The organism is Salinivibrio sp. AR640 (assembly GCF_001995405.1).
GTDB classification, from domain to species: Bacteria; Pseudomonadota; Gammaproteobacteria; order Enterobacterales; family Vibrionaceae; genus Salinivibrio; species Salinivibrio costicola.
Map to the genome: position 1 here is coordinate 18,240 of NZ_MUFD01000018.1, position 13,369 is coordinate 31,608.

Annotated in this window: 16 protein-coding genes; 4 read left to right on the top strand and 12 right to left on the bottom strand. The window is 49.7% G+C overall.

Going from position 1 to position 13,369, the window contains the following annotated elements; genetic code table 11:
• Positions 1-12 precede the first annotated feature (12 nt).
• From exaC to azu, 5 genes are all read right to left on the bottom strand, one after another.
• A complete protein-coding gene (exaC, locus tag BZG75_RS10125) occupies positions 13-1,521 on the bottom strand; it encodes an acetaldehyde dehydrogenase ExaC (RefSeq protein WP_077576883.1) in 1,509 nt (502 codons plus the stop codon).
• A gap of 213 nt (positions 1,522-1,734) precedes the next feature.
• Positions 1,735-2,388 (bottom strand): TIGR04219 family outer membrane beta-barrel protein, encoded by a 654-nt coding sequence (locus BZG75_RS10130; protein ID WP_077576884.1) that lies wholly within the window; start codon positions 2,386-2,388, stop codon positions 1,735-1,737.
• Between the two features lie 161 nt (positions 2,389-2,549).
• Positions 2,550-2,813 (bottom strand): envelope stress response protein PspG, encoded by a 264-nt coding sequence (pspG, locus tag BZG75_RS10135; protein WP_077460001.1) that lies wholly within the window; start codon positions 2,811-2,813, stop codon positions 2,550-2,552.
• A 158-nt stretch (positions 2,814-2,971) separates the two neighbouring features.
• Complete coding sequence (gene dusA / locus BZG75_RS10140; RefSeq protein ID WP_077576885.1) at positions 2,972-4,000, bottom strand: tRNA dihydrouridine(20/20a) synthase DusA; 1,029 nt, start codon at positions 3,998-4,000, stop codon at positions 2,972-2,974.
• Between the two features lie 241 nt (positions 4,001-4,241).
• Positions 4,242-4,688 (bottom strand): azurin, encoded by a 447-nt coding sequence (azu, locus tag BZG75_RS10145; protein WP_021023502.1) that lies wholly within the window; start codon positions 4,686-4,688, stop codon positions 4,242-4,244.
• A 282-nt stretch (positions 4,689-4,970) separates the two neighbouring features.
• Between azu and zur the strand changes: the two genes are divergently transcribed.
• Together zur and BZG75_RS10155 are read left to right on the top strand one after the other, a co-directional pair.
• The gene (gene zur, locus BZG75_RS10150; protein ID WP_021023501.1) at positions 4,971-5,414 is read left to right on the top strand and encodes a zinc uptake transcriptional repressor Zur; all 444 of its coding nucleotides are present in this window, start codon (positions 4,971-4,973) and stop codon (positions 5,412-5,414) included.
• A 29-nt stretch (positions 5,415-5,443) separates the two neighbouring features.
• Complete coding sequence (locus BZG75_RS10155) at positions 5,444-5,908, top strand: chemotaxis protein CheX (RefSeq protein WP_021023500.1); 465 nt, start codon at positions 5,444-5,446, stop codon at positions 5,906-5,908.
• 101 nt (positions 5,909-6,009) lie between these two features.
• Here the strand turns inward: BZG75_RS10155 and pgi are convergent, their stop codons facing one another.
• Complete coding sequence (gene pgi, locus BZG75_RS10160; protein ID WP_021023499.1) at positions 6,010-7,665, bottom strand: glucose-6-phosphate isomerase; 1,656 nt, start codon at positions 7,663-7,665, stop codon at positions 6,010-6,012.
• Positions 7,666-7,894: 229 nt separating this feature from the next.
• Here pgi and BZG75_RS10165 point away from each other — a divergent pair, with 229 nt between their 5' ends.
• The gene (locus BZG75_RS10165) at positions 7,895-8,326 is read left to right on the top strand and encodes a secondary thiamine-phosphate synthase enzyme YjbQ (protein ID WP_077576886.1); all 432 of its coding nucleotides are present in this window, start codon (positions 7,895-7,897) and stop codon (positions 8,324-8,326) included.
• Between the two features lie 51 nt (positions 8,327-8,377).
• Here BZG75_RS10165 and alr read toward each other — a convergent pair whose 3' ends face one another.
• Both alr and BZG75_RS10175 read right to left on the bottom strand, forming a co-directional pair.
• The gene (alr, locus tag BZG75_RS10170) at positions 8,378-9,520 is read right to left on the bottom strand and encodes an alanine racemase (RefSeq protein ID WP_077576887.1); all 1,143 of its coding nucleotides are present in this window, start codon (positions 9,518-9,520) and stop codon (positions 8,378-8,380) included.
• Complete coding sequence (locus BZG75_RS10175; RefSeq protein WP_021023496.1) at positions 9,492-10,883, bottom strand: replicative DNA helicase; 1,392 nt, start codon at positions 10,881-10,883, stop codon at positions 9,492-9,494. Before BZG75_RS10175 ends, alr begins: the two co-directional genes overlap by 29 nt.
• 169 nt (positions 10,884-11,052) lie before the next feature.
• Here BZG75_RS10175 and BZG75_RS10180 point away from each other — a divergent pair, with 169 nt between their 5' ends.
• Positions 11,053-11,823 carry a DUF481 domain-containing protein gene (locus tag BZG75_RS10180; protein ID WP_077460006.1) on the top strand — a complete coding sequence of 257 codons (771 nt, stop codon included), beginning with the start codon at positions 11,053-11,055 and terminating at the stop codon, positions 11,821-11,823.
• A 60-nt stretch (positions 11,824-11,883) separates the two neighbouring features.
• Here the strand turns inward: BZG75_RS10180 and rplI are convergent, their stop codons facing one another.
• Genes rplI through rpsF form a run of 4 tightly spaced genes read right to left on the bottom strand, consistent with a single transcriptional unit; the run spans position 11,884 to position 13,349 of the window.
• Positions 11,884-12,333 (bottom strand): 50S ribosomal protein L9, encoded by a 450-nt coding sequence (gene rplI / locus BZG75_RS10185; RefSeq protein ID WP_021023494.1) that lies wholly within the window; start codon positions 12,331-12,333, stop codon positions 11,884-11,886.
• Between the two features lie 32 nt (positions 12,334-12,365).
• Positions 12,366-12,593 (bottom strand): 30S ribosomal protein S18, encoded by a 228-nt coding sequence (rpsR, locus tag BZG75_RS10190; RefSeq protein ID WP_021023493.1) that lies wholly within the window; start codon positions 12,591-12,593, stop codon positions 12,366-12,368.
• 16 nt (positions 12,594-12,609) lie between these two features.
• The gene (priB, locus tag BZG75_RS10195; protein WP_021023492.1) at positions 12,610-12,912 is read right to left on the bottom strand and encodes a primosomal replication protein N; all 303 of its coding nucleotides are present in this window, start codon (positions 12,910-12,912) and stop codon (positions 12,610-12,612) included.
• Positions 12,913-12,920: 8 nt separating this feature from the next.
• The gene (gene rpsF, locus BZG75_RS10200; RefSeq protein ID WP_077460007.1) at positions 12,921-13,349 is read right to left on the bottom strand and encodes a 30S ribosomal protein S6; all 429 of its coding nucleotides are present in this window, start codon (positions 13,347-13,349) and stop codon (positions 12,921-12,923) included.
• Between the last annotated feature and the right edge of the window lie 20 nt (positions 13,350-13,369).

Here is a 13,369-nt window from a genome sequence, read left to right on the forward strand (position 1 = left end):
AGATATGCTAGCTTAGAAAAAGCCCAAAGGATTAATGTCATAGCTCACCAATAAATTTTTTGTTTGTTGGTAATGACCCAACATCATTTTATGATTTTCACGGCCAATTCCCGATTTTTTATAGCCACCAAACGCCGCATGCGCCGGATAGAGGTGATAGCAGTTGGTCCACACACGTCCCGCCTCAATCGCGCGACCGACCCGATAGGCGCGGTTCATATCTCGCGTCCACAACCCCGCCCCTAAGCCATACTCGGTGTGGTTGGCAATCGCCAAGGCTTCGGCTTCATCTTTAAAGGTGGTCACCCCTATCACAGGACCAAAAATCTCTTCTTGGAACACACGCATGTCATTGTGCCCTTGCAGTAATGTCGGCTGCACGTAATAGCCGCCACCCAGGTCTTTATGGCTGCCCCCGATTAATACTTTGGCTCCCTCTTCCTGTCCAACGTTCAAATAATTCATGATCTTATCGAACTGCTCGTCAGACGCTTGGGCGCCCACCTGGGTCTCGGTATCGAGCGGATTTCCTTGTTTGATCATCCCGGCGCGCTCAATCACTTTTTCAATAAACGCATCGTAAATGCTCTCTTGAATCAATGCGCGTGATGGACAGGTGCAGACCTCGCCTTGGTTGAAAAAACCTAACAACAAGCCTTCGACCGCTTTATTGATATAGGCCTCCTCTTGCTGCATCACATCTTCAAAATAGATATTGGGCGATTTACCACCAAGCTCAACGGTTGAAGGGATCAGGTTTTCTGCCGCACAGCGCAGAATATGGTGTCCCACCGGAGTGGAGCCAGTAAACGCTAACTTGGCAATCCTTGGTGACGTGGCGAGAGCTTGCCCGGCTTCAGCGCCATAACCATTGACTACGTTAACGACCCCGGCCGGTAGCAGATCACCAATCAACTCCATCAGCAGCAAGATGGTCGTCGGCGTTTGCTCCGCCGGCTTGAGCACCACACAGTTTCCCGCCGCCAGTGCTGGTGCGAGTTTCCATGACGCCATCAGCAAAGGGAAGTTCCACGGAATAATTTGTCCCACCACACCCAGTGGTTCATGAATATGATAAGCAACGGTGCCTGCATCCAGCTCCGCCGCAGTGCCTTCTTGGGCGCGAATACAACCGGCAAAGTAACGGAAGTGATCAGCACAAAGCGGAATATCAGCCGCCAAGGTCTCACGTACGGCTTTTCCGTTTTCCCATGTTTCTGCCACCGCGAGCATCTCAAGATTAGCTTCAATCCGGTCGGCAATTTTTAACAAAACATTCGCACGGTCAGTGACGGAGGTTTTTCCCCACGCATCTTTCGCGCCATGGGCAGCATCCAATGCCAGATCCACGTCTTCGGCGCTCGAACGCGGTATCTCTGCTAGGGTTTCACCGGTACAGGGCGAGGTATTAGCAAAATACTGCCCTTTCACGGGTGGAACCCATTCACCTCCAATAAAATTTTGATAGCGTGATTTAAAACTTACCACTGACCCTTCTGTTCCTGGCTTTGCGTAAATCATACTCTTTCCTTATTCCGTGTTTGAGTCGATGGCGGAGCACGTACTGCCCTCTCCTTGCCGTTATGACTCAAAAATCGTGGCAGAGTTTTTTATTGCTGGATATTAGGCGAAAGTCGCAGTGAGACATATGCAACAGAGTTGGGAAAAAACAGGAAGGCATTAAAAAACCGCGCAGAGGCGCGGTTTAGGGCATAAAGGCGACAAAAAGCGAGATTAGAAGTCGAGTTCTGCACCGACAAAGAAGCCGGTTAAATCAAGCTCGCCTTTATTGTTGTCAAAATAATCGAAATCGTGGTCAATCATCCGATAGCCGCCACGCACATTCAGATCTGCGGCGACCAAGCCCAGTTGATAAATAAGGCCCGCCTCGGCATCTAGGGTGCTGGTGCCATCAAACTCGCCTTTGCTTACGGTGGCAAACACATTTAACGGCGTGCCTACCAAGCCAACGCGCGCATCGACATACAGGTTTGGCTGCCATTCGTCAAAGCTCTCCCCGTTGAACTTACCAGATTGAAAACGCTGTAAGTTAACACCGGCATCCACAGATACAAGATCGTTATCGAGAAACTCGTAATACGCCACGAAGTCGATTTGGTCAAAATCAACGTTGCCCGAGCGAGTGCCATCAACACTCACCGAGGTTTGACGGATCTTGGCATTCGGGATTAACGGAAGCGGGTGCTCGAGTGCCGCATAATAAGAACCCGCTGTACTGGCATCATCGGCTTCTACATTGTTGACATCAGCATCCATAAACCAGGCATCGGCGCCGACTTTTCCCCCGGCAAGGGTTGCTGCTTGAGAGGGCATGGCCAGTAGCGCGGTAAACGCTGCGGCGGCAAGCGTCATTGAAGTGGTTTTCATGAAAGTCTCCACATTGTCGATAAAAAAGTGTCGTCACGCGGAGGCGGCAAAGCCATGCCTTGTCGCCGGTAACTGATAATGATAGCAAGCTTTGTGCCGAGAAGAAGCTAAAAACAACTTATGCTGTCCGTTTGCTGTGCACACGCGCAAGTTTTCACGCTCTAGCGGCGACGGAATCGTGCCCAGCGCTTTTCATTGATGATCACTTCAGGCTCACGTTTACGGCTGCGACGTTGACGTTTGACTAACCAAACCACCAAAGCAATGACTAAAAGCCATGGCAATAGCTTGAGCAGCGTACCGATCATCCCAGCCAACATCATCACAGCAAAACCCGCGAGCATCGCCAGTACCATGCCCATAATGCTGACTCCGGTCATGAATAACACCACCGCAAAGCCAATCAGAAAAAGTAGTTCGATCATTACGATCTCCTTGTCTTGATAGCGAGACAGACTCTGCAGGTTTTAAGCCAATTTGTCACTCTATATATTCTCATTATTTCAGTACGTTAGGATTGGCTTTCCGGTCGATGTCAACGTGGTGGTTAAATGTAAACCTAAATTTAGTCATTTTCACTCAATTACGCATCAAGCCAATCGTCAGGAATGTGGCTCATCGCCGTGGTCAGTACTTCAATACTTGCTCCCGGCTTGTGCGCATTCTCGCTGATATAGCGACGCCACTGCCGCGCGCCAGGCATATTTTGGAACAGACCTAACATATGGCGACTGATATGGTTCAGTTGCGCCCCTTGAGAGAGCTGTTTTTCGATGTATGGGAACATGGCTTCAACCGCTTGACGACGTGTAATGCGAGGCGTTGTCATACCAAATAAACGCTGATCGGCCTCGGCCAACATAAACGGACTCTGATAAGCTTGGCGACCAACCATCACCCCATCAAGATGCTCAAGATGCTGCTCCGCTTCCTCAAGACTTTTCACCCCGCCATTGATAGCAAGCGTCAGGTGCGGAAAGTCTTTTTTGAGCTGATACACGCGTGGGTAATCCAGTGGCGGGATATCGCGGTTCTCTTTTGGGCTCAAACCGTTTAACCACGCTTTGCGCGCATGAATCGTGAATATATCACAGCCACCTTTTTCGCTGACTGTCTCAACAAAGTCGGTTAAAAATTCATAGCTGTCTTGCTCATCAATACCAATGCGAGTTTTGACAGTGATAGGCACATCGGTGACTTCTCGCATGGCAGCCACACACTGCGCCACCAGCTCAGGCTCCGCCATTAAACACGCCCCAAAGCGCCCGTTTTGCACCCGATCCGACGGGCAACCTACGTTGAGGTTAATTTCATCATAACCACGCGCGGCCGCCAGCTTGGCGCACATTGCCAAATCCGCCGGATCCGATCCCCCCAGCTGCAACGCCACCGGATGCTCCTGCTCGTTGTAAGCAAGGTAATCCGCTTTACCATGAATGATCGCCCCCGTGGTAACCATCTCGGTAAACAGCAAGGTTTGCCCAGATAATAAACGATGAAAGTAACGGCAGTGTCGGTCCGTCCAATCTAACATCGGCGCAACAGAGAAACGCTGCATCACCGTTTTTGGCGTCACATCAGGGCTGGCGGCGGTTTTGCTGGGGATAGTCATGGTCTCGAATCTCTGCAATTACGTTGAACGACGGTCGTTTTCGACAGGCGGACGCGGATTATACACATTGCATCGGTAAGATTTAAGCAGAACCGGTTCACCAGCAGGCTTAGAGAAAGAAATCGGTAAGATAACAGTATGGAGACCGTTATGATCGCAGGGATGATTCGACTTACTCTGTTATTAAGCCGAGAATGAAACAAGCGAGAGAGCCGAACGATGCGCTCTCTCGCAACAAGACTTATTCGATAGTGAATTTGCCTTTCATTACCGTCCAATGGCCGGGGAAAGAGCAGAAATAAGTTAAGTCTTTGCCTTGCAACCCATCGGTTGAGAAGGTGATGGTGGTGCTTTCGCCGCCGCCAACCAACTTGGTATGTGCCAAGATACGATCATCACCTTGTGGTAGGTAATCGTTATCGGCACCCGCACCCGCGCCTTTCATGGCGATATCTTGCAAGTTAGACGTTTCCGACAGCACCCAGTTGTGGCCCATCGAGGTCACAGGCATTGAGCCTTGATGCTCCAGCGTGAGCGTGACTTCACTACAGCTTGCTGGTACGGACAACGATGACTGGTCGTAGGCCATTTTATCGCCGGTGGTGACAGTTAACTCACACTCATTGGCAGCCGCTTGCGTAGAGACAGACGCGAACGCCAAAGCGGCGAGGGCTAACAGTTTTTTCATCGGTACATACTCCTGTTATGGATGTAAAGGTATGTTTTTTATGCCTGTGGCACACTGCCATCATACTGACATAACAGCGCAAAACAGTTAGCCGATTCAAAAATCGACTGATTGTTTATTGTTTTTACTTCTATCATTACCCAAAGGTAGCTGATCGCGATCAAGTGGTCATAGACTATCTATTTACACTTGTGGCAAAGCGCATAGGATAAAGATACGCAGGGTGCGTTGGTATACAGCTATGATAAGATAACTGTCTGACTGTTAGTACTTTGAGGCGCTATGACCCAGATCACTGGTTTACTGCACCGCGCACAGCAGCTATGTGAGCAACGTGGTGTGAGATTAACGCCGCAACGAACCCGCGTTTATGAAATTATCGCCAATAACTCACGGGCGATTACCGCGTACGAGCTGCTCGATATATTGCGTGAAACCGAGCCACAAGCGAAACCCCCAACGGTGTATCGTGCGCTAGACTTTCTATTAGCACAGGGGTTTGTGCACAAGGTAGAGTCGACCAATAGCTATATTGCCTGCTGCCACTTAGGGCATCAGGGGCACTGCTCTCAACTGCTGATTTGTGATCAATGCGGCACCGTAGAAGAGTGTCACACTGAAGAGCTATCAGAGGCATTGCGTGAGAAAGCGCGTAAAATGGGGTTTGATGTGCAACATCATGTGATTGAAACCCATGGCACTTGTGCACAATGCTTGGCTCACTAACACTGATTTGATTAGGACGGACACTCTTTATGGAAGCACAATTCGTCAACCCATTTCTTACTTCACTGATTAATGTGCTACAAACCATGGCACAGCTGGACATTCAGCCAGAGAAGCCTCATTTAAAAAAGTCAGAGATCGCAAAAGGTGACGTCTCTGGGTTGATAGGCATGGTTGGCCCACAAACCAAAGGATCATTTTCAGTCACATTTGATGAAGATATGGCACTGGAAATCATGCAACGCATGCTGGGCGAGCGCTCAGAATCCATTGATGAAGAAGTGACCGACATGGTCGGTGAAATTACTAATATGGTGACAGGCGGCGCTAAACGGATCCTATCCGAAAAAGGCTTTGAGTTTGAAATGGCGACCCCAGTGGTTGTCTCAGGCAAAGGCCATACCATCAACCACAAAAGTGATGGCCCAGTAATTATCATGCCGTTTAAGTCCCCACATGGCACAGCGTTTATCGAGATCTGCTTCGATCATTAAATAACGATGCGCAGCTTAGTCAACCCACGTATATTAAGATAAAAAACGCCGCGATAAGCATCGCGGCGTTTAGCTTTCTCAATTAATCGTAGTCGGTCAGCTTACGCTTGGCGCCACTGCTTGAATGCATTGATCAGTCCATTGGTCGAGCTATCATGGCTCTCAACCTGCTGATCATCACTCAGCTCAGGCAAAATGTTGCTTGCCAGTTGCTTACCCAGCTCAACACCCCACTGATCAAAGCTGAAAATGTTCCAAATCACACCCTGAGTGAAGATTTTATGCTCATACATTGCAATCAAAGCCCCGAGTGTATAAGGCGTGATTTTCTCAACCAAAATAGAGTTGGTTGGACGGTTACCTTCAAACACTTTAAAGGGTGCGATCGCGGCCACGTCTTCGGCCGATTTGCCCGCTTTCACTAGCTCGGCTTCGACTTGCTCACGGCTCTTACCAAAGGCTAATGCTTCGGTCTGAGCGAAAAAGTTCGCCATCAGTTTAGCGTGGTGATCGCCAATCGCGTTGTGACTATGCACGGGGGCAATAAAGTCACACGGGATTAACTTAGTGCCTTGGTGGATAAGCTGATAGAAAGCATGTTGGCCGTTTGTACCAGGTTCACCCCAGATAATTGGGCCCGTTTGATAATCGACCGGATTACCGTGACGGTCGACATACTTACCGTTTGATTCCATGTTGCCTTGCTGGAAATAAGCGGCAAAGCGATGCATATACTGATCATACGGTAGGATAGCTTCTGATTCAGCACCGTGGAAGTTGTTGTACCAGATACCAATTAACGCCAACAACACCGGCATGTTTTGAGCCATGGGTGCGGTTTTAAAGTGGTTATCCATTTGATGTGCGCCATCGAGTAAGGCGACAAAATTGTCAAAGCCGACGCCTAAGCAAATCGATAGACCAATGGCTGACCACAGTGAATAACGGCCACCAACCCAGTCCCAGAACTCGAACATGTTGGCCGTATCAATCCCAAAGTTCGCAACAGCATCGGCATTGGTTGAAAGCGCAGCAAAATGCTTCGCCACCTGGCTTTCATCTCCAGCAGCCTTCATAAACCAGTCACGCGCCGTGTGCGCATTGGTCATGGTTTCTTGGGTGGTAAAGGTTTTTGAAGCCACCAAGAACAACGTCGTTTCAGGATTCAGGGCTTTTAACGTTTCGGCCATGTGGGTGCCATCAACGTTAGAAACAAAGTGTAAATTGAGGTGGTTTTTGTAGGCTGCCAGCGCTTCAGTGACCATGTAAGGGCCAAGATCTGAGCCACCGATACCAATGTTCACCACATCGGTAATTGCTTTACCGGTATAGCCTTTCCACTCACCGCTGATCACACGCTCAGAGAATGATTGCATTTGCGCGAGTACTGCGTTGACGTGCGGCATGACATCTTCGCCATCCACCATAACAGGCTGGTTGCTACGGTTACGCAACGCAGTATGAAGCACGGCTCGGTCTTCTGTACGGTTGATTTTCTCACCATTAAACATCGACGTAATCGCGTCTGAGACGCCCGTTTCGTCTGCCAATGCCAATAACTTGGTCAGGGTTTCTTCGCTGATCAGGTTTTTGGAATAATCCAACAGAATGCTGTCTTCAAATTGCGTTGAGAAATGGGCAAATCGGTCTGGATTATCCGCAAACAGATCCGCCAGTGTATAGTCCTGTGCTTCTTCAAAGTGGGCGGTCAGTGATTGCCACGCCACGGTTTGTGTGGGGTTCGTTGTCTTTAGCATCATGTCATCCAAATCGCGTTGTGAGTGCTGCTGTGGGTATCACAGCAGGCTGGAGTCCTGTATAACGTCAGCACCACCATGCTGTACGCAGCGGTTATTGGTGTAATATTACATAATCATGGCTCGATTCTCACATGCAATCGCTGTGAGTAGGTTGCGATTAATCATAGAATAGTTGGATCGCCTTTGGGCTAACTGATTACGATAGAGATCACAACAAGGATTGCTTATGTGGTACCAAACTGAAATTCGCTTACGCCCGCGCTCTCGAGGCTTTCACCTTGTGACCGACGAGATCATCGACGCACTGCCTGTGTTGCATGATATTGAGATGGGGATGATGCAGGTATTTGTCAAACATACCTCAGCCAGTTTAACCCTCAATGAAAATGCGGACCCCACCGTGCGTCAAGATATGGAGTCCCATTTTAATCACTCAGTGCCCGAGCGTGCGCCCTATTACCGTCATACCTATGAGGGGGATGATGATATGCCGGCACATATTAAGGCGTCTTTACTGGGGGCCAGTGTCACTGTCCCTATCACTCAAGGACATCTCAACCTCGGTACGTGGCAAGGGATTTATCTAGGCGAACACCGTGATCAGGGCGGTTCACGTACGCTGGTCGTCACACTTCAAGGCGCGCCTACCGCGGGCTAATCAACCGAGACAAAGCAGTCCCGAGGCGTTTAGCGTATCACTGCGTTTCGCTCACCCCCCCCTCGGGGAGGGATTGGTTAGATATTGACGTGGGACGCGGCCTGTCACCTGGCAGACAAGTTCATAACCAATCGTATCAACCAAGCGCGCGATGCGCTCAACCGGGAGCTCGGGTCCCCACAACACCGCTTCATCACCCACCTTATCGGTCGCATCTGGACCCAGATCAACGGTGATCATATCCATTGAGACGCGCCCAGCCAGCGGTACTTCTCGACCATTGAGCCATACGGGCGTGCCGTCAGGTGCAGAACGCGGATAGCCGTCGCCATAGCCGATCGCAATCACACCAATCAAGGTATCGCGCGAACTGCGCCAACGCGCGCCATAACCTACCGGCTCGCCAGCTTTGAGACGACGCACAGCCATGACCCGCGATGTCAGGCGCATTGCCGGCTTCAAACCAAGTGCGTCGCCTGTTAATTCAATACGAGAGGAAATGCCATACAGGCAAATACCTGGGCGCACCCAATCAAAATGACTTTGCGGCCAAAATAACGTGCCGGAAGATGCAGCCAATGAGCGTTCACCGGGCAGCCCTTCCGTAACGCGCGAGAAGGTGTCAATTTGCGCTTGGGTGATCGGATTATCCATTTCGTCCGCGCAGCCAAAATGACTCAAGTAACCAATCTCAGGCGCTACATTGTCGCAAGCATGCAGGGCAAAAAGCGCACCAGGCACCTGATCCGGTTCAAAGCCGAGCCGATGCATGCCTGAGTCCACTTTTAGCCATACCGACAAAGGCGAAGATAGGGTCGCTTGTGTCAGCATTGCCACTTGCTCATCACAGTGCACCGTGGCGGTCAGTTGGTGCTCAACCAATAACGGCAGCTCATCCGCTTCGTAGAAACCTTCGAGTAGCACAATGGGTAAGGTAATGCCCGCTTGACGCAGCGTCAGTGCTTCTTCTATCCGCGCCACCCCAAAGGCATCGCTATAAGGCGCCAACGTCGTCGCAACGGAGGTTAGCCCATGACCGTAACCGTCCGATTTGACCACTGTCATCACTTTGCTACCGGGGGCTTTGCGACGCATCACTTGGATGTTGTGCACCATGGCCTCGGGATCAATGAAGGCGCGAGCCGCATTGGTCATGGTAGACAGATCACTCATCATCAAACGCGGGTCCTGCATAATTATCAAAGCGTGAGTACTGGCCTTGGAAGGTCAAGCGTACACTACCAATTGGACCGTTACGCTGTTTACCAATCAGGATTTCTGCAATCCCTTTCATGGCACTTTCTGGGTTGTAGACTTCGTCACGATAAATAAACATGATCAAGTCAGCATCTTGCTCAATCGCACCCGACTCACGCAGGTCCGAGTTAACGGGGCGCTTATCAGCACGTTGCTCCAACGAACGGTTAAGCTGCGATAGCGCCACTACAGGCACATTCAGCTCTTTCGCGAGCGCTTTCAGTGAACGCGAAATTTCAGCAATTTCCAAGGTCCGGTTTTCTTGTAACCCTGGCACGCGCATCAGTTGCAAATAGTCGACCATGATCATGCTCACGCCACCATGTTCGCGCGCCACACGGCGGGCTCGCGAGCGCACATCAGTCGGTGTTAGGCCGGAACTATCATCGATGTACATGTTCTTTTTCTGCATCAAGATCCCCATCGAGGACGAGATACGCGCCCAATCTTCATCATCTAATTGGCCGGTTCGGATCTTGGTTTGGTCAACTCGTGATAACGAGGCCAACATACGCATCATCAGCTGCTCAGCCGGCATCTCGAGCGAGAAAATCAATACAGGCTTTTCTTGATCCATGGCTGCGTTTTCACACAAGTTCATCGCAAAGGTCGTTTTACCCATCGATGGTCGTGCCGCGACGATAACGAGATCAGAGGGCTGTAAGCCTGCCGTTTTCTTATTAAGATCGGTAAAACCCGTCGATACCCCGGTAACCCCGTCTTGCGGTGACTTGAACAGCTCTTCAATGCGCTCTAGGGTGCGACTCAGTACCGAGTCAATGTGCTGTGGACCTTCGGTTTCACTGGTCCGAGACTCAGCAATCGCGAAGACTTTACTCTCCGCCATATCGAGCAAATCTTCTGAGCTTCGCCCTTGGGTATCATAGCCCGCATCGGCAATTTCATTGGCCACCCCGATCAGGTTCCGTACCATGGCGCGCTCACGCACAATGTCGGCATACGCCACAATGTTAGCGGCGCTCGGGGTGTTTTTCGCCAGCTCCGCCAAGTAAGCAAAGCCGCCCACATCGTCGAGCGTTCCCGCCTTTTCGAGATGCTCAGACAAGGTGATGAGATCAAGCGGCTTCCCCTCATCCAGTAGCGATTTGGTCGATTCATAAATCAACCGATGGGGTCGGCTATAAAAATCATGGCCGACGACTTTTTCCGCAACCGCATCCCAGCGTTCATTATCCAACATTAAACCACCTAAAACCGACTGCTCGGCCTCTATCGAGTGTGGTGGCACTTTGAGGTTAGCGACTTGCTGATCTTTTGCGGGTTTACGATTGTCTGCCATAAAAACTCACCTATTGCTAATGGAGGTCATTATACCCGCTGTCCTCGTGGGACGCTGCCCCATGAGACATTTTTTTCCAAGCGCTGAATGACCTCCTCGAATTCTAACCCAAATTTGACTATCACAATGCAAACAGCGCTTAGCATAGCGGCGCCTTAGATTGCGTGAGATGAAAGTAGTGAAGTCTTTTTGTCAGCCCGTGTGGTTATCAATTTGGATGGTATGCGGGGTCCCTGCCTATGCAAGTGACGATAATAAAACATCAGAATCACCTTGGTCAGCCGATATTTCGCTCGGTTATCAGCGCCTCGGTGGTAACTCAGATTCTCAAACCATCAATAATGCGCTCACAGGTCAATATCAAGTTGAGCAATACAGTTATCAAGCCAGCATTAGCCTGTTGCAAGTTGAAAAAGATGGTGAAGAGGACAAACGTAAAACAGAGCTAGAGTCGCAAGCTAATATGCTACTTGGTGACAGAAGCTATGCGCTACTCAATGCCACTTATGTCGCCGACCGTTACGGCCCTTATTATGACGATTTTATGCTGGCAACGGGTTTAGGTTATCACTGGCTTCAAAACGCTAAGGTCACATTAAGCACCGAGATAGGCCCAGGTTTTCGTTACCAACAACCGAACGTCGATGAAATTGATGATGACGATTTGATCATGCCTTACTCAGTCAGTGAATCAGTGATACGTGGACAGGCAAGAGGAGAGTGGCATATGCTCGATAATGTCAGTTTAGAAGGAAGAAGTATTATTATTTCAGGGAGCAGTAATACCAGTGTCGAAGGATCACTCACTTTGGCATCGACCATTACTGAAAAGTTATCGATAAAAATAACCAGCAAACAGACTTACATGACAGATGTCCCTCCGGGACTAAAAAATCGCGACAGTATGTTCACGGTCGGTATTCGTTATCAATGGTTATAAACCGCTGAAAAACAAAAAGCCAACCCGAAGGCTGGCTTTTTATCGAAACCTTGTTGCTAATTACATAGCAACAACGTTCACGTTGACGGTCGCGAAAACATCATAGTGCAGTTGCACGCTGATTTCGTACTCGCCAGTGTGACGCAGTGCGCCTTCTGGTAGACGAACTTCGTTTTTAGCGATTTCAACGCCCGCTGCAGTCACAGCGTCAGCGATATCACGGGTACCGATAGAACCAAACAGTTTACCTTCATCACCCGCTTTCGAAGCGATTTCAACCGCTTCTAGTGCTTCAACTTTCTCAGCACGCGCTTGAGCAGCAGCCAGTTGCTCAGCAACTTTTGCTTCTAGCTCAGCACGACGTGCTTCAAAATGTTCAATGTTGGCTTTGGTTGCCATAACAGCTTTACCCTGAGGGATAAGGAAGTTACGTGCATAACCAGATTTAACAGTTACCTGATCACCTAGGCCACCCAGGTTACCGATTTTATCAAGTAGAATAACTTGCATTCTTCAATCCTCTCTAACTTGGACAGTTCCGATTACTGATGCTTGTCAGTGTACGGCAGCAGGGCCAGGTAACGAGCGCGCTTGATAGCACGAGCCAGTTGACGCTGATACTTAGCACGAGTACCAGTGATACGGCTAGGTACGATTTTACCTGATTCGGTAATGTAATTTTTTAGAGTCGCTACATCTTTGTAATCGATCTCTGTGACGCCTTCTGCAGTGAAACGGCAGAATTTACGACGACGGAAGAAACGTGCCATGGGCTTATCTCCTGATCTAAATGTCTATAATAGTGTCGGCATGCAATACCAATTTTCCCTCGCCTTGTCGGCTGGTCTGGTAAGCGATAAAACCGCTTACCTTGATATGGCTACCTAAAGCTAAATTTTGCGTTTGTTGTGTTGACCCTTGCCCACTCACAACCACAGATAAACGACAAAAAACTTGTCGAGGGAAGTCAGCTTCAACCTGCGTGGAACGATGCTCTAACACAAAGTGACAGTGCGGAACGCCTGCAGGGCTTTGGCGACGGACCGGACCTTTACTGATAACACCAGCAAGCTCCAACCGATTGGTCATCACAGCAATTACTCAGCTGCGTTTTCGCCTTCAGCTTCAGCTTCCGCTTTTGCTTCTGGCTTCGCTTCCGCACGCTCTTCACGCTCAGGGCGATCTTCACGCTTAGCAGTACGCTCTTCTTTAGCCTTCATCATGACAGATGGCTCAGTGATAGCGTCTTTAGTACGCATGATCATGTTACGGATCACTGCGTCGTTGAAGCGGAACATGCTTTCTAGCTCGTCAATCACAGCCTGCTCGGCTTCTACGTTCATCATAACGTAGTGTGCTTTGTGCAGTTTGTTGATTGGGTAAGCCAGTTGGCGACGGCCCCAGTCTTCTAGACGGTGGATCTGACCGCCTGCATCTTTAATAGACGCAGTGTAACGCTCGATCATGCCAGCAACTTGCTCGCTCTGATCAGGGTGCACCATGAATACGATTTCGTAATGACGCATTGAGTTGCTCCTTACGGATT

Excerpts from the sequence above, each read along its gene's own strand:
- exaC (WP_077576883.1), bottom strand. The coding sequence starts at position 1,521 with ATGATTTACGCAAAGCCAGGAACAGAAGGGTCAGTGGTAAGTTTTAAA.
- BZG75_RS10130 (WP_077576884.1), bottom strand. The coding sequence starts at position 2,388 with ATGAAAACCACTTCAATGACGCTTGCCGCCGCAGCGTTTACCGCGCTA.
- pspG (WP_077460001.1), bottom strand. The coding sequence starts at position 2,813 with ATGATCGAACTACTTTTTCTGATTGGCTTTGCGGTGGTGTTATTCATG.
- dusA (WP_077576885.1), bottom strand. The coding sequence starts at position 4,000 with ATGACTATCCCCAGCAAAACCGCCGCCAGCCCTGATGTGACGCCAAAA.
- azu (WP_021023502.1), bottom strand. The coding sequence starts at position 4,688 with ATGAAAAAACTGTTAGCCCTCGCCGCTTTGGCGTTCGCGTCTGTCTCT.
- zur (WP_021023501.1), top strand. The coding sequence starts at position 4,971 with ATGACCCAGATCACTGGTTTACTGCACCGCGCACAGCAGCTATGTGAG.
- BZG75_RS10155 (WP_021023500.1), top strand. The coding sequence starts at position 5,444 with ATGGAAGCACAATTCGTCAACCCATTTCTTACTTCACTGATTAATGTG.
- pgi (WP_021023499.1), bottom strand. The coding sequence starts at position 7,665 with ATGCTAAAGACAACGAACCCCACACAAACCGTGGCGTGGCAATCACTG.
- BZG75_RS10165 (WP_077576886.1), top strand. The coding sequence starts at position 7,895 with ATGTGGTACCAAACTGAAATTCGCTTACGCCCGCGCTCTCGAGGCTTT.
- alr (WP_077576887.1), bottom strand. The coding sequence starts at position 9,520 with ATGCAGGACCCGCGTTTGATGATGAGTGATCTGTCTACCATGACCAAT.
- BZG75_RS10175 (WP_021023496.1), bottom strand. The coding sequence starts at position 10,883 with ATGGCAGACAATCGTAAACCCGCAAAAGATCAGCAAGTCGCTAACCTC.
- BZG75_RS10180 (WP_077460006.1), top strand. The coding sequence starts at position 11,053 with ATGAAAGTAGTGAAGTCTTTTTGTCAGCCCGTGTGGTTATCAATTTGG.
- rplI (WP_021023494.1), bottom strand. The coding sequence starts at position 12,333 with ATGCAAGTTATTCTACTTGATAAAATCGGTAACCTGGGTGGCCTAGGT.
- rpsR (WP_021023493.1), bottom strand. The coding sequence starts at position 12,593 with ATGGCACGTTTCTTCCGTCGTCGTAAATTCTGCCGTTTCACTGCAGAA.
- priB (WP_021023492.1), bottom strand. The coding sequence starts at position 12,912 with ATGACCAATCGGTTGGAGCTTGCTGGTGTTATCAGTAAAGGTCCGGTC.
- rpsF (WP_077460007.1), bottom strand. The coding sequence starts at position 13,349 with ATGCGTCATTACGAAATCGTATTCATGGTGCACCCTGATCAGAGCGAG.